Raw genomic sequence first — 12,221 nt, 5'->3', positions numbered from 1 at the left:
TAATTTTCAAAAGCAAATTTCATCCCAATTACTTAAATACGATTTCTTGGTTTTTACTTGAGGGTTCAAGTGAATAATTTTTACTCTGATTATTAAAAAATACACTGACTTTAAAAACTCCTGCCTCATTGACATCCAAGGAAAATTCTCCGGTCTTTGAGGTGATTGCTGCCATGTCACTCCAGGAACCTGGCCCATCTACGACCATTACTGTTGCACCTTCTATAGGCGCCCCTTCTTTTGCGAGGACTTTGCCTTTTATTTCCATTTCATAACAAAATTAGGAATTAAATAGAAAAAGACCTCAAAACAGAAATTTTGGATTTCATGATTAAGGCCTTTTTCTCTTTGAATTTGAATTTACATTCCCTGTTGCTTCCAGGTTTGGATGTTGTCAAAAACAGCCTGCACTATTCTTGTTGCTGAATTACCGGTAGAATGACCGTTGGTGTGAATACCTACTGCATACCTTGAATTCCCGTCTTTGTACCAGACCGGAGAGCCACTTTGTCCCCCCATGGTATCGATATCATAGGTGATAACCCTTGTCGAAACGCTCTTTGCCAACCTAGAATGAAACCATTGTGTTGATCCGCCATCTTTATCTCCCGGATACCCGCTGAGGTTCAATGTCAGGCTTTTTAAGAAAGCATCATTCTTGATTCCATACCCGAAATACCCCACAGTATTACCCAGATTAGCAGACAATGGAAGAATTATCGCACCATAATCAAAGTTTCTGTCTTTGTTTTGTGTCCACCCTGTTACGCTCCTAAATGTGCTAGAGGAAGCAGAACCATATGGTCGCAAAGTTCCATTTCTTCCGGGAATAACTTCTACACTTTGTGGCCAACCTCCTTCATTGTGAAGGTAAATACAATGTCCGGCTGTGATAACTGTCCTCGGCCCTACAAACCATCCAGTTCCAATATAATTCTTACCGGTTTTTGTGCGGATCAATAAAGAACAGATTGCCCTCCATGGATAGGCTGTTGTCGGATTGATTCTGGTTCTGTCATCTGCCCCAATGATTACTTCCAAAGCATCCGGACTTCTGAATTCACGGAATTCTTTCAGATCCTCCGGAAAGCTTCCATACCAAGCGTCCAATTCAAAAGATTCGATTGATTGGCCGGAGGAAGATTCTATACCTGACTCCTTTGATGCAGTCGAACCGGCGGCTATCTCCTCTGTACCTTTACTTTCTGCTTCTACGGATTCGAGGGACATCCCTTGAAAAGAAGATTCTAAAGACACTTTTTGATCATTGTCGTTGGAAACAGCACTGTGGCTTTCCAATAATTCACTTTCAACTTTTGCGGTTTCGCTAACTTTTTTTTTCATGGCTATTTATTTTGGTTTATATGTTAAAAATATGTTTAGTCTCTATTCTAAATTATCATTGCACAACCAATTCTATAAATATTTTATTCTCTTGACTACCCTTTTCCCATGGCCTTTTATATATGATTTCAAGGCTACTTATGCCTGATTTTAAGGCCTTTAGTTGGATCACTTTTTCGATGCTTGCGCCAAATTCACCCTTCATCTGATTGCTGACGGTATCTTCGGTTACCTTAAACTGGGTATCGTCCATTTCTGAAATTTCCCAAGAAAATCCGGTAGATGGATTTTCAATTAGTTTAATATTCAAATAATCACCCTTGTTCAAAGTTACAGTCTGCCCATGCCAATTTTCATTGATTTCTAGAATCCTGTTCTCCATGGGTGTTTTCATTTGGGTTTATTTTACCTAGTCATCATAACTTGATGTCTTAAATTCAATCAAAACTAAATTCCAAACTGGGCGGTCTCCACATAGCTTTTATTGATAATGCTCCACCAGTCTACTGCAAGTCCTCTATTCACAAATTCATAAGGTAACCATCCAAAACCGGCATCCCCCCAAGACGTCCCCCAAGAATTCTGAATCAGTATCGCTCCCTTAGTTGTGGGGGATCCCGGTCTCTTATGTTTGATTTCCATGTTGTTATCATAGCCGACAGCCAAAACTGCGTGCCCACCCAAACTCCTGTCTGAAACCAAAGGAAATGGAATCTTTCCAGAATTTTCGACCTGATTAATCGAATCATATACCGAAAATCCAAAAACGAGCGGGAGTCCCTTAGAAAGGCTTTCCTTTACAGAAGCTAATAAATCCGAAGTAGATTTTCCGGGTGTATCCAGCCTGAAATAATTCAAAGCTGAAAAATTCTTTGCCAATGAATAAAGGAATGCTGTTGGTTCATCTTCGTACTTACTGATGACGTAGGGATAAAATTGCTCCGGAGGTACCCCAAACAAAGCCAAGGCTCCGATAGTGGTCCTGAGGTACGCCCCGCGGTCCCCTTTCCAACCGAGCAGGTTTCTAGTACTTTTGTAGAGAAATAGCCTTGAAAAATCCATATGTTTGCCATAGGCTTTGATTTCGAGGTATTCAATCAGACTGACTGCTGCCTGTGCAGTACAAGACCCTATGGTGGATTGGTCATGGACAGGTGAACAAAACTCTCTTAGATCAATATGGGAAGGAATAGATTTTTTTCTGGTTTTTTTGACTTTGTCCATCAATTCAAATGATGCTACTATCACAGGGGTTTGGTCATTAAAGTCACGAAAGTCAGGAAGGTCCTTTTGCCAACCAAAAGTATATTGGGTTTCCATTTTAATTAAAAATTAAATTTTTGACTATTTTATTCTACTTCATAAAATCCCGCCCAAGCGAGAACCAAATCACAAAAAAACAATTGAGTTAAAAACTAAATGAAGCTTTCGATCTTCCTTAAATTTAGACAATTTACAGTAGAAAATAAAACTTATATCCTGATTTTAAATGCTTTAATACCAAAAAATATTAGAATTTGATTTTTTGAGCAGGTATTTACTGATAATAATGAATGTCAAAATCTGGACTTGATCTTTTTCCTGTTCCAGATCAAAAGAGAACAGAACAAGTATCAGGGTTGGAGATATCCGTTTCACAAACGCTTATAATCGACTAGAAACGACAAAATACCGACTAAGCCATTTTTCCCTGCAGACCTTTGACTCATTGCCAAACAAAACCGGCAACATGTATTCTTTCCAAACCAAAACAAAAAAAACATGGGCAACATGAGAAACAAGGTACAACTGATCGGGAGATTGGGTGCCAAAGCAGAAACAAAACGCTTTGATTCAGGAAAATTAAAGGCATTCTTCAGCATTGCTACAAAGGATGTTTTTAAAAATGCAAAAGGGGAAAAAGTAGAAGAAACCACTTGGCATAACATCATCGCCTGGGGAAACGCCGCCGAAGTCATAGAAAAATATACTGACAAAGGCTCTGAAATTGCGATTGAAGGCAAGCTTACCAACAGGTCCTACGAAGACAAGGATGGCCAAAAGAAATATATTACTGAGGTAGTGGCTGAAGAGGTATTGCTCCTGGGTGAAAAAGTAACTTCCGCCTGATCCACCAAAACCCGCCGTCATCCTCAAAGTCAGACTTTCAGGGTGACGGTTGTTTTGAAAAAACAAAGAGACCAGAAACAAGACTTTTTTAAAAGCCAAATTTTTCCTGATTCGATATAATCTTGCATTATTTTTTCTGTAAGAAACAAACAGATGAAGAAACATGAACAATTCAAAAGATTTTCGGATTGTATTACAATGACACCCAAATAAGCGTATTTTTGAGTTTTGAAAACCTATTAAATATGAAAAGAATAGCCGTATACACGTCTGGAGGTGATGCCCCGGGGATGAATGCCTGCATCAGGGCTGTGGTCAGAACAGCAATTTTTAGAGATTTGGAAGTATATGGTATTACATACGGTTATGACGGGATGATCAACGGAAACATCAAAAAGATGCAATCCCACTCTGTAAGCAATATCATCCAACGTGGAGGAACTATCCTAAAAACTGCCCGAAGCGATGAATTCAAGACAAAAGAAGGAAGAGCAAAAGCCTATGAACAGCTGAAAGCCAACGGTATCGAAGGCTTGGTCGCAATCGGAGGTGATGGCACTTTCACCGGTGGAAAGATATTTTTTGAAGAATACGGAATTCCTATTATCGGCTGTCCGGGTACAATCGATAATGACATCTATGGCACCGATTATACCATAGGATTTGATACGGCGGTAAATACCGCTTTGGATGCAATCGACAAAATCAGGGATACTGCTGCGGCCCACGACAGGATTTTCTTCATAGAAGTGATGGGGCGGGACAGCGGTTACATTGCAGTGGAGTGTGGTATTGGCGGAGGGGCAGAATTTGTAATGGTCCCGGAAACCTCCACAGACCTCAAGGCAGTGGTCAAATCCCTCAAAAACCTGAGAAAAACCAAATCCTCAAGCATCATCGTGGTAGCTGAAGGAGATGATGATGGCGGTGCTGAAGAAATCATGGAAAAAGTCCGGGAAAAAGTAAATGATCCCGATAAAGAATTTAAAGTCACCACATTAGGACATATCCAGCGGGGCGGAAGACCGACAGCAAGGGACAGGGTTTTGGCTTCAAGGTGTGGAATGGCTGCTGTTGAAGGGTTGATCGCGGGAGAATCCAACTGTATGGCCGGTGTCATGAACGGCCTGGTCGTATATACGCCATTTGCTGATTGTATCGGAAAAAGCAAAGCCTTAAATCCCGACCATTTGAAATTAATTGAAATATTAAGTATTTAAAAATATGGGGTATCTGCCTATTATCATTACACTTTCCTGTTTTATTGGGTTGTTTTTTTTGGTTGTCAACCAATCGCTGGTAGCCAAAAAAAAATCGATCCTTCTAATCCAACAAGCTTTCTTTGATGAATTAGAAAAATTGGGAATTGTGCATAAAAAAGAAGTTGGCCTTGATGCTGCTATCCTCAAAAAAATTGAAAAAGAATTCGCTAAAGCCAAAGCTGAAAATAGCCCTAAAGGCAATTCAACATTTGAAAATGAAGTCAGGCCAATAATTCAATCTTTAAAAATCACCGTTTCTCAATACAATAAATTAATCGGGAAAAAACCATACAGCTTTGTGGCCAAAGTAATGGGACACAAACCGCTTGGTTGATGGTTCCATTAAAGAAAATCTTTTAACCCAAGGTCAGTGATTTAAAAAATTCCTGAATCACTGACCTTGTTCTATTTTACTTTCAACAAAGGCTGTAATTCCTTTGAGGTCCGAGGGATGGAACCAAATCATCTGATCGTATTTTTTGAACCAGGTCATTTGCCTTTTAGCATACCTACGGGAATTCCTTTTCAACAACCTCACAGCTTCTTCCCTGTCATAATTCCCTTCCAAAAACCCAAAAATCTCAGAATAGCCGACCGTCTGAAGAGCGTTCAGATCCCTATAAGGAAATAATTTTTCAGCTTCCTCGAAAATCCCCTGGCCGATCATTCCATCCATCCGCTCACCGATTCTTTGGTACAGCTCTTCCCTTTCCCTTTCCAGACCTATCAAAATTACCTTAAAAGGCCTGGTGTTTTTTTTCATTTTTCTAAATGAGCTATACGTTTTCCCTGTTCCGATACATACTTCCAATGCCCTCATCAGCCTTTGGGGATTGTTGATATCCACTTTCTCAAAATAATCAGGATCAAGTTTTTGGAGTCTCGATTGTAAATTTTGGATCCCCAAATTTTCAAAATCCAAAATCAGTTCTTTTCTGATGGCGGGATTTACGTCTGGGATTTCATCAAAACCAAAGCAGATAGCATCGAGATAAAGCCCCGATCCTCCTGTCATGATCACTATATCGTGTTTGATAAATAGTTGGTCCAAAAGTTTGATGGCGTCCATTTCAAACTTTTTGACATCATAGGCATCAAAAATAGAGAGTGAATTGATGAAATGGTGCCGAACCTGTTCCAATTCAGTAATTGAAGGCTTGGCTGTACCCACATTGGTCTCCCTGTAAAACTGTCGGCTATCAGAAGAAATGATTTCTGTATGAAATTTTTCGGCAAGTTGGAGGCAGATTTCCGTTTTACCCACAGCAGTAGGGCCAGCAATTACCAATAAATGTTTATTTTTCGGTTCCAAAGTCTTTGGGATACAATAAGTCGGGATCAAAATTATCAATATTCAATAATGAAAACCAAAAAGGTACTTATTGTAGATGACAATTCGCTCAATAGAAAAGTTTTTGAGCATATCATCGGTCAGCTATATCAATTTGGAACCGCATCTGATGGCAGCGAGGCTTTGGAAAAAATCAAGACTGGAGAATATGACCTTGTATTGATGGATATTCAGATGCCAACTTTAGACGGTATCAACACTTTAAACATCCTCAAAAACGAGAAAATTTCAAATATTCCCGTTATCGCGGTTTCGGCTTACGCCAATGATAGTGACCGGGAATATTTTATTTCGACAGGGTTTGATGACTTTATTGCCAAACCCATCAAACCCCGTAATCTACTTGAAACACTTGACAGGCATTTGCGAAAATCCGAACAGCCCGCAAAAACAGAAGATTATATAAAAACTCCCGATTCGGAATTGGATCCCAAGGTGGTAACTTCCCTGCTCAAATTTAACAATGCGGATAACATCAGGTCGGTATATGAGGAGTTTGTGCAAGAGAGTATAAATTTGTTAAGTGAAATCCAGATTTTGATAGCCTCAGAAAATTTTCCGGAAATAGGAGAAAAGCTCCACATCATCAAGGGAAATTCCGGAACGCTTGGCGCGATGGATATTTTCTATTTTTGTCAAAAATTTGAAAAAAACATAAAATCTTCCAACTTTGAGAATACCACGGAAGAATATTTATATTTGACAGACTTAATTCAGTCATTTAGTTCAAAAATCAAATCATCTCAATTGCTTAATCCATGACGGAAAATAAGAAAGTTTTGGTAGCAGAAGACAGTTCTGTTATAATAAACCTTACCAAGAACGTACTCCTTTTCGAGAAATATAGAATTACAGCTGTCAAAAACGGCAAACAAGTTTTGGAAAAACTTTTGAATGAGGATTTTGATTTGATTTTGATGGATATCAACATGCCTGTCATGGACGGGATAGAATGCACCAAAACCATCCGGGCCCTGGAGGACAAAAATAAAGCAAGCATTCCGATCGTCGCCATTACAGGGAATTACAAAAACTATACGCTGGATGATTTCAAAAAAGCCGGCCTCAATGATTATATCCAAAAACCATTGGATTATGATTTGTTACTTGCAACTGTAAGAAAACACCTTTCTTAAATAGAAAGAACCGGAATGACAGTCAAATACACGAAAAACTTTCTGGACAAAATCGAAGATCTCTTTGCCTCATCAGAATATATTTTGAGGTATGAAAAAGGAAATTTCAAATCAGGATATTGTGTTCTCAAAGAAAACAAGATCGTCATCGTCAATAAATATTATACCTTAGAAGGCAAGATCAATGCCTTGCTCGATATTATCAAAGAGTTGGGGTTCAGCCCCAAAGATTTTTCAGATAAAAAACTGCAGGATTTAATTTCCGAATTACAACAAACCGAACTAAAACTTTGAAGGTCACATTCTTAGGCACAGGCACTTCTCAGGGCGTACCCGTGATAGCCTGTGACTGTCCGGTGTGCAGTTCACTTGATTACCGGGATAAAAGATTGAGGAGTTCGATCCACCTGGAAATAGAAGGCAAAAGCCTTGTTGTAGATACAGGTCCCGACTTCAGACAACAGATGATCAGGGAAAAAATCCATCATCTGGATGCGGTACTTTTTACCCATGAGCACAAAGACCACACAGGCGGACTGGATGATATCCGCTCCTATAATTTCCTTCAAAAAAAAGACATGCCAATCTATGGGACCAAAAAAGTTCTCAATCAGATCAAGCGTGAATTTGCCTACATATTTGAGGAAGTGCGGTACCCCGGAGTTCCTTCGGTGATTACCCATGAAATCGTCAACGAACCATTTTCAGCAGAAGGAATCCAGGTCGTCCCGATTCAGGTGCTTCATTATAGATTACCTGTATTTGGGTTTAGGTTTGGGGATTTTACTTACATCACAGACGCCAAATACATCGATGACACTGAACTTGAAAAAATAAAAGGAACCAAAGTCCTTGTGCTGAATGCCCTTCAGCAATCACACCATCTTTCTCACTTCACTTTGGAGGAGGCCATCCAACTCGTGCACCTAATCAAGCCCGAATTGGCCTATTTTACACACATCAGCCATCGCCTAGGCACGCACCAAGAGGTGGAAAAAACATTACCTCCAAATATCCATCTTGCTTTTGATGGATTGAAAATCTCCATTTAACGATGCACTTCAATTTCCACTTTTTAAAATTCCTTTGCCCAGAGCTGGATAAAACCTTTTCAGGCGCTGAGATTGTGGAATGTTTTTCCCAAAATAAAGACGAATTGGTAATCGGATGTACGAAAGATGGAGAGGATATTTTCATCCGGGCCAACCTGCTTCCTTCAATTTCCTGTCTTTCCTTTCCCGACAATTTCAAAAGAAGCAAAAGAAATACTGTCTCCCTTTTTCCTCAAATCATCGGAAAAAAGATCAGCAAGATCGAAGTCGTCAATTTTGAAAGGGCATTTATAGCCTATTTGGATTCCGGTGACAAAATAGCTTTCAAGCTTCACGGAACGAGAAGTAACATCCTTTTTTTTCCGAAAGAAGAAGCCTTACCGTCTTTGTTGTTTAGGAATGAACTGAGGGATGACAAAAACCTTTTGGTCTCCGAACTTTTAAAAAACCTCCAATTAGACTGGAACACTTTCTCCTCGTTGGAAGGCAATGCCTCAAAATTCTTGCCGACTCTGGGAAAAATCCCAAGAGAATGGCTCAAAAACCAAGGCTATATAGAGGCCGGATTAGAAGAGAAATGGGAGTTGATGCAAGAACTTTTGGATATGTTGGAAAGCCCGCTATATGCCATCATCAGTGATGAAAATGAATATCTTTTGTCTTTGCTCCCCGAGAAAGAAGCAATATTTACAACTTCTGATCCTATCAAAGCATGTAATGAACTTTTCAGATATAGGGTAGTCATCCAGTCATTTGAAAAAGAAAAACATTCTTGGCTGAAGCAGCTTCAGGAACAACAAAAGAGAACGAAGTCCTACATTCAAAAGACCGGGGAAAGATTGGAGCAACTTCTCCATGAAACACCGCCTTCTCAAGTGGCAGATGTAATCATGGCCAATCTCCATGCGATAGAACCCAATACCGAACAGATAGCGCTTTTTAATTTTTACTCAGGAAAAGAGGAAATTTTCAAACTCAAAGTGGGACAAAGTCCTCAAAAGTATGCTGAAAACCTCTATCGCAAATCCAAAAACAGAAAGAAAGAAATTGAACAACTTTCCCAAAACCTTGCAGAGAAAGAAAAACTATCCCGACAGACAGCTTCATGGCTAGAAGAAATCGAAGGGTTTAAAGACTTTAGGAGCCTTAGGGATTTTGTCAAAAACAACCACTTGACTCCAAAATCGAAGGAACAGGAGGAACAGCTACCGTTCAAAAGATTTGAAATCGAAGGTTTTGAGATTCTAGTCGGAAAATCAGCAAAATCCAATGACGATATGCTTCGCAATTATGCCTGGAAAGAAGATTTATGGCTTCATGCCAAAGATGTATCAGGTTCGCATGTTCTGATCAAATACCGTTCGGGCATCAATTTTCCAAAAACAGTTTTGGAAAGGGCGGCTGAATTGGCGGCGTATTATTCGAAAAACAAAAACGAAAGCCTTTCACCCGTGATGTATACTCCGGCAAAGTTTGTGAGGAAAGTAAAAGGGTCAGCTCCCGGGGCAGTGATGGTCGAAAAAGAAAATGTACTGATGGTAAAGCCTACCGGACCAACAAGCTCATAAAAGTCAAATAGGTTTCTTTAGAAATTCATTGAAAAGTTTATTTCCCATAATACTTTGGTCTTCTCGGCGGACCTATACTGATTTTATTGAATCCCTTAACCAAAACCACAGTCCCGGTAATTCCAATAGCTCCGCCTGCATAAAGCAATGCTTTTCCTAAATCCGGATTGGAACCCAAAAGCTGTCCACCTAAAATTGTTACCGAATACCCTACCGTTGCCACAAGAATTCCTGTTTTTAGCTGTTTTTGTGATTGGTGCAGATTTAGCTTGACCTCATAAATCTCATTTTCCAATTTAGTAACAGCCCTTACTAAGGAATCTAAATTTGAATAATCAATTTCCTGCGCTGTGACCGGAAAAACGGTCAATAAAACCATAGCTATAATCAAGAACTTTATTTTCATATTAGGCTTATTGATTTAACCAACTCTTAAATTCATTAACCTTCTCCCGGGCTACGATGATTTCATTATCAATCATAGCATTCATCGAAAGAAGCAACCTTCCATTAAAGTAAGGTTTCATATCCACCAAACCATCAAGATGGATAATTATAGAACGATTAATCCTGTAGAATTTTGTAGGATCTAAAAGCTCCCGCTCCAATTCGTTCAGACTTTGTTCTATAATGTTTTTTTTATTTGAACCCTTTTCTATAAGATAGCTTATCCCATCTTCTGTATAAAAATAGGCAACATCCTCCCCTGATACAAACCTGATTTTGTTCCCCAACTTGGTTAAGAATCTCTTCTTATAGCTCTTCTCCATATATTTATTAAGGAGGTCATTGATCAGTTCTTGGTTAAAAAGTTTTGGAACATGGTTTTTGATCAAAGACTCAGCTTTTTCAAAGGCCTTCAAAAGTCTTTCTTCTTGGATAGGTTTTAGCACATAATCAATACAATTATGGTCAAATGATTGAAGTGCGTATTGGTCATAAGCAGTTATAAAAATAATCGGAAAGCTGATTTTTCGGTTTGCAAAAGCCTTAAAACTCAATCCATCAGCAAGGTGGATGTCGCAAAGCATCAGGTCAAAGTGAAATTGATCGTTAAGTATCTGATTGAGTTCTTTGACACTTTGGACGGTACCGACGACTTCCCAATCAGGTTTGTTGTCTTTAATGATTTTACCGATCCTTTGTACAACTAGAGGTTCATCTTCTACTATGAGTATCTTCATTTGCCGAAATTAAAGGAAGCCTTATTTCAAAATATTCTTCTTTGTCAAGAATGATGATTTCATTTCCTAAAAACCTATACCTATCAGAAATGTTTTGCAACCCGATTCCTGTTGAAAATTCTACAGCTTCTTTTACCTGTTTTTTGTTTTTCACAATTAATTCTTTGTTATCGGATTTGATGAATACCTCTAAAGGTTCTTTAATGGTAAAATAATTATGTTTGACCACATTTTCTACCAAAAGCTGCATCACAGCAGGGGGCAACATTAAATTGCTGAGATCATTATCAACCTGTAAATTGAATTTTAAAGAATCTTTAAATCTAATTGAAAGCAGGTCGATATAATTTTGAAGAAAACCAAATTCTTCCTTCAAAGTTACGAGTTCCTTGTCTCTGTTATTTAAAATGTACCTGTAGATGTTGGAGAGTTTTTGAAGGTATTCATCAGCCTTGACAGGATTTTCATGAATCAATACCGACAAGGTGCTTAGGTTATTGAAGAAAAAATGTGGGTTGATCTGTGAATTCAAAGTCTCTAATCTTGCCGACACATTGAATGTGTGCAACTTCTCCGCCTCCACCGCTTTTTCTTTGAATTTTTTACTGAAGAAAAATATAGCATTCACACAGTTTAGGAATAAGTTGATCCTAAATGCAAAGCCACTAGTAAGAATTAAATTTTGAAAGGAAAGGTTATAGGGTTCACCCAATATTAATCCTGTGATTGAAACAGATAAAAAACTAATGATACTCACTGCAACTAAACTTCCTAAAAACTGAACCAATAAAGGATGAAATTTCTTTGGATCAAATCCTGCAAATTTTTCTATATAGAAATTTGAAAACCAAACGGCATAGCATAAAGCTACTACTGTTACAAATAATTTGTCATAAGTTAAATCGGCCTGATATAATCTGTCACCACCTAATATCCTGATATTCATGAATGAATACAGAGCTAGAAGTCCCGGATAAACAAATTTGAACCTAATATGGAACATAAATCATAAATTATTGGAAAAGACTGACCAATGTGGCGATAATTTTATTTCAAACAAATCACACCTGCTCGCTTCAGAATTATAATTAAACAAAAGGAATTTGATTTGTTCATTTTAGAAAAGGAGTATAACGATTATTTAAATGAGTATCCGCAATGTTGCAAGACGGGATTGACGAGACTTTATCGGATGCGGATACTCGTCCACGGGCG

16 protein-coding genes are annotated in these 12,221 nt (G+C 38.6%); 8 read left to right on the top strand and 8 right to left on the bottom strand.

Annotated features, from left to right (window positions below):
• Positions 1 to 28 precede the first annotated feature (28 nt).
• From MMU05_RS05710 to MMU05_RS05695, 4 genes are all read right to left on the bottom strand, one after another.
• Positions 29 to 268 (bottom strand): carboxypeptidase-like regulatory domain-containing protein, encoded by a 240-nt coding sequence (locus MMU05_RS05710; RefSeq protein ID WP_241140707.1) that lies wholly within the window; start codon positions 266 to 268, stop codon positions 29 to 31.
• Between the two features lie 92 nt (positions 269 to 360).
• The gene (locus MMU05_RS05705; RefSeq protein WP_241140706.1) at positions 361 to 1,344 is read right to left on the bottom strand and encodes a trypsin-like serine peptidase; all 984 of its coding nucleotides are present in this window, start codon (positions 1,342 to 1,344) and stop codon (positions 361 to 363) included.
• 55 nt (positions 1,345 to 1,399) lie between these two features.
• Positions 1,400 to 1,738, bottom strand: a complete 339-nt coding sequence (locus MMU05_RS05700) for a protease inhibitor I42 family protein (RefSeq protein WP_241140705.1) — start codon at positions 1,736 to 1,738, stop codon at positions 1,400 to 1,402.
• A 53-nt stretch (positions 1,739 to 1,791) separates the two neighbouring features.
• Positions 1,792 to 2,664, bottom strand: a complete 873-nt coding sequence (locus MMU05_RS05695; protein ID WP_241140704.1) for a C1 family peptidase — start codon at positions 2,662 to 2,664, stop codon at positions 1,792 to 1,794.
• Between the two features lie 441 nt (positions 2,665 to 3,105).
• On the opposite strand from MMU05_RS05695, the gene MMU05_RS05690 reads away from it, so the two are divergent.
• The 3 genes from MMU05_RS05690 (at position 3,106) to MMU05_RS05680 (ending at position 5,049) form a co-directional block, all read left to right on the top strand.
• Positions 3,106 to 3,453 carry a single-stranded DNA-binding protein gene (locus MMU05_RS05690; protein ID WP_241140703.1) on the top strand — a complete coding sequence of 116 codons (348 nt, stop codon included), beginning with the start codon at positions 3,106 to 3,108 and terminating at the stop codon, positions 3,451 to 3,453.
• A gap of 245 nt (positions 3,454 to 3,698) precedes the next feature.
• Positions 3,699 to 4,673, top strand: a complete 975-nt coding sequence (gene pfkA, locus MMU05_RS05685) for a 6-phosphofructokinase (protein ID WP_241140702.1) — start codon at positions 3,699 to 3,701, stop codon at positions 4,671 to 4,673.
• Positions 4,674 to 4,821: 148 nt separating this feature from the next.
• On the top strand, positions 4,822 to 5,049 hold the full coding sequence (locus MMU05_RS05680) for a hypothetical protein (RefSeq protein WP_241140701.1): 228 nt from the start codon (positions 4,822 to 4,824) through the stop codon (positions 5,047 to 5,049).
• Positions 5,050 to 5,106: 57 nt separating this feature from the next.
• Here the strand turns inward: MMU05_RS05680 and miaA are convergent, their stop codons facing one another.
• The gene (gene miaA / locus MMU05_RS05675) at positions 5,107 to 6,003 is read right to left on the bottom strand and encodes a tRNA (adenosine(37)-N6)-dimethylallyltransferase MiaA (protein ID WP_241140700.1); all 897 of its coding nucleotides are present in this window, start codon (positions 6,001 to 6,003) and stop codon (positions 5,107 to 5,109) included.
• A 72-nt stretch (positions 6,004 to 6,075) separates the two neighbouring features.
• Between miaA and MMU05_RS05670 the strand changes: the two genes are divergently transcribed.
• The 5 genes from MMU05_RS05670 to MMU05_RS05650 are packed head-to-tail and all read left to right on the top strand — an operon-like array spanning position 6,076 to position 9,822.
• Positions 6,076 to 6,828, top strand: a complete 753-nt coding sequence (locus tag MMU05_RS05670; protein ID WP_241140699.1) for a response regulator — start codon at positions 6,076 to 6,078, stop codon at positions 6,826 to 6,828.
• Positions 6,825 to 7,202, top strand: coding sequence for a response regulator (locus MMU05_RS05665; RefSeq protein ID WP_241140698.1), 378 nt, complete (start codon positions 6,825 to 6,827; stop codon positions 7,200 to 7,202). The genes MMU05_RS05670 and MMU05_RS05665 overlap by 4 nt, the downstream gene beginning before the upstream one ends.
• 15 nt (positions 7,203 to 7,217) lie before the next feature.
• Entirely contained in the window at positions 7,218 to 7,496 is a 279-nt protein-coding gene (locus MMU05_RS05660) for a hypothetical protein (RefSeq protein ID WP_241140697.1), read from the top strand.
• The gene (locus tag MMU05_RS05655) at positions 7,493 to 8,254 is read left to right on the top strand and encodes an MBL fold metallo-hydrolase (protein WP_241140696.1); all 762 of its coding nucleotides are present in this window, start codon (positions 7,493 to 7,495) and stop codon (positions 8,252 to 8,254) included. The genes MMU05_RS05660 and MMU05_RS05655 overlap by 4 nt, the downstream gene beginning before the upstream one ends.
• Positions 8,255 to 8,256: 2 nt before the next feature.
• Positions 8,257 to 9,822, top strand: coding sequence for an NFACT RNA binding domain-containing protein (locus tag MMU05_RS05650; RefSeq protein WP_241140695.1), 1,566 nt, complete (start codon positions 8,257 to 8,259; stop codon positions 9,820 to 9,822).
• A gap of 37 nt (positions 9,823 to 9,859) precedes the next feature.
• Here MMU05_RS05650 and MMU05_RS05645 read toward each other — a convergent pair whose 3' ends face one another.
• From MMU05_RS05645 to MMU05_RS05635, 3 genes are read right to left on the bottom strand one after another with little or no spacing between them, the layout of a single operon-like run.
• Entirely contained in the window at positions 9,860 to 10,228 is a 369-nt protein-coding gene (locus tag MMU05_RS05645; protein WP_241140694.1) for a hypothetical protein, read from the bottom strand.
• Between the two features lie 7 nt (positions 10,229 to 10,235).
• Entirely contained in the window at positions 10,236 to 11,006 is a 771-nt protein-coding gene (locus tag MMU05_RS05640) for a LytR/AlgR family response regulator transcription factor (protein WP_241140693.1), read from the bottom strand.
• Positions 10,981 to 11,952 (bottom strand): sensor histidine kinase, encoded by a 972-nt coding sequence (locus tag MMU05_RS05635; RefSeq protein ID WP_241140692.1) that lies wholly within the window; start codon positions 11,950 to 11,952, stop codon positions 10,981 to 10,983. Before MMU05_RS05635 ends, MMU05_RS05640 begins: the two co-directional genes overlap by 26 nt.
• Positions 11,953 to 12,221 lie beyond the last annotated feature (269 nt).

It is taken from the genome of Cognataquiflexum rubidum (genome assembly GCF_022538115.1).
Taxonomy (GTDB): Bacteria; Bacteroidota; Bacteroidia; order Cytophagales; family Cyclobacteriaceae; genus Cognataquiflexum; species Cognataquiflexum rubidum.
Note: the sequence above shows the minus strand (reverse complement) of the source record. Positions and strands in the feature narration are given on the sequence as shown.

Bases quoted from the DNA above. Each gene is read 5' to 3' on its own strand.
- MMU05_RS05710 (WP_241140707.1), bottom strand. From the start codon at position 268: ATGGAAATAAAAGGCAAAGTCCTCGCAAAAGAAGGGGCGCCTATAGAA.
- MMU05_RS05705 (WP_241140706.1), bottom strand. From the start codon at position 1,344: ATGAAAAAAAAAGTTAGCGAAACCGCAAAAGTTGAAAGTGAATTATTG.
- MMU05_RS05700 (WP_241140705.1), bottom strand. From the start codon at position 1,738: ATGAAAACACCCATGGAGAACAGGATTCTAGAAATCAATGAAAATTGG.
- MMU05_RS05695 (WP_241140704.1), bottom strand. From the start codon at position 2,664: ATGGAAACCCAATATACTTTTGGTTGGCAAAAGGACCTTCCTGACTTT.
- MMU05_RS05690 (WP_241140703.1), top strand. From the start codon at position 3,106: ATGGGCAACATGAGAAACAAGGTACAACTGATCGGGAGATTGGGTGCC.
- pfkA (WP_241140702.1), top strand. From the start codon at position 3,699: ATGAAAAGAATAGCCGTATACACGTCTGGAGGTGATGCCCCGGGGATG.
- MMU05_RS05670 (WP_241140699.1), top strand. From the start codon at position 6,076: ATGAAAACCAAAAAGGTACTTATTGTAGATGACAATTCGCTCAATAGA.
- MMU05_RS05665 (WP_241140698.1), top strand. From the start codon at position 6,825: ATGACGGAAAATAAGAAAGTTTTGGTAGCAGAAGACAGTTCTGTTATA.
- MMU05_RS05660 (WP_241140697.1), top strand. From the start codon at position 7,218: ATGACAGTCAAATACACGAAAAACTTTCTGGACAAAATCGAAGATCTC.
- MMU05_RS05650 (WP_241140695.1), top strand. From the start codon at position 8,257: ATGCACTTCAATTTCCACTTTTTAAAATTCCTTTGCCCAGAGCTGGAT.
- MMU05_RS05645 (WP_241140694.1), bottom strand. From the start codon at position 10,228: ATGAAAATAAAGTTCTTGATTATAGCTATGGTTTTATTGACCGTTTTT.
- MMU05_RS05640 (WP_241140693.1), bottom strand. From the start codon at position 11,006: ATGAAGATACTCATAGTAGAAGATGAACCTCTAGTTGTACAAAGGATC.
- MMU05_RS05635 (WP_241140692.1), bottom strand. From the start codon at position 11,952: ATGAATATCAGGATATTAGGTGGTGACAGATTATATCAGGCCGATTTA.